1 pseudogene is annotated in these 1,459 nt (G+C 34.6%); it reads right to left on the reverse strand.

Going from position 1 to position 1,459, the window contains the following annotated elements:
• Positions 1–117 precede the first annotated feature (117 nt).
• Positions 118–1,362: pseudogene (locus BFF42_RS17010) on the reverse strand (YccE family protein).
• Positions 1,363–1,459: the final 97 nt, after the last annotated feature.

Raw genomic sequence — 1,459 nt, forward strand, 5'->3', positions numbered from 1 at the left:
AAAACACCATCATACACTAAATCAGTAAGTTGGCAGCATCACCCAATACAGAGACAATATTTACCAATAAAAAAGTGTGAGACTAATAACAATGGTTTTTAGCATATGCCTTTGCCATTAAATTGCATAACGATTTAAATAGTCGAGTTGCGCATTCATTTCCTTATTTTTTAACTTATAAGCCTGAGCAAAAAGTTCAGGAGGGAGGTAAACATCATAATGATTGCCAGTGTTTATTAAATAACCATACTCAAGGTCGTCATCTGTTGAAAAGGATTCATTCCCCAAGGAGATTGATGCCATATTACTATTAACAATAAATAATGAGAAAATGCTATCTGAAAGAGCAGTGAGGAAATTTTTCACCTCATTAACCCTCTGCTCTGGGTCGGTGTCTAAAACAAGGCGTACCTTGTTATCATTAAATATAAATTCGGGTAAATGCAGTATGCATTTTTTGTCATTCAAGCAACTATCAATAAATTCTTTTTTAAAAGACAAAAAACTCCATGATAAAAAACCACCCTGCCCCTGAATTTTGTTGTCAGATTGTAGATTAACGCCAAATAACGTCTTTACATCTTCCCTGAGATTATAGAATGACGTATCAACAAGAGCCTCGATCGTTTGTTTATCAACAATTTTAATAAACTCTTCGTATACTTGCTTTTGCGTCTTATGGCCGCCCAGCGCCCATGAATACTCATGTTCTTTTAAAACCAGTATGGCTCTTAACAGACAATATCCATCGCCATCTACTGGAGCGTATTTTAATCCATATGTTTTATTAATTTCACTCTGAATAAAAGATATGCCAGACAAATCAATACCAGTATCTAAATCAGATATTCCCGGCGTATTTATCTGTTCTGGCTGGATACTCATATTTTCATCATCTAAACAATACTCAGAAAAAACATCATCACACGCAGTAATGTTTTCAATATATTCCATAAAGCCATACCAATAATAACCTTTAAAATCTGTGATAGACTCTGAACCTCTGCCCGGCAAGGACACTCTAACAATATCAACATTTTGAACATATTGTATAGTATATGTAATACCTCCTGAAACCCTGAATAAATTTGTGTATCATTAGTACGCAATGTTCTCATAAATAATGATAGAACATTATCATTCTGCATTTCCTCAAATTCTTTTTCTAGTGATTCACATTCCAGACATGGAGTATCCTCTTCATTTACTTTACGTCTGAGTTCATTGTATAACCGCATAAAACACACCAGTGTGTTTTCAAAAAGCGTGATTGAATATGTTTGATTTTTTTCGTACTCATTTTTTATATCGTTCCAGGCCTGTTTTCAAATAATTATTTGCAGTGCAACTAATTCCATGTATATGGTGATGCTGCCAACTTACTGATTTAGTGTATGATGGTGTTTTTGAGGTGCTCCAGTGGCTTCTGTTTCTATCAGCTGTCCCTCCTGTTCAGCTA

Source organism: Shigella sp. FC1661 (assembly GCF_001712525.1).
Classification (GTDB): Bacteria; Pseudomonadota; Gammaproteobacteria; order Enterobacterales; family Enterobacteriaceae; genus Escherichia; species Escherichia coli.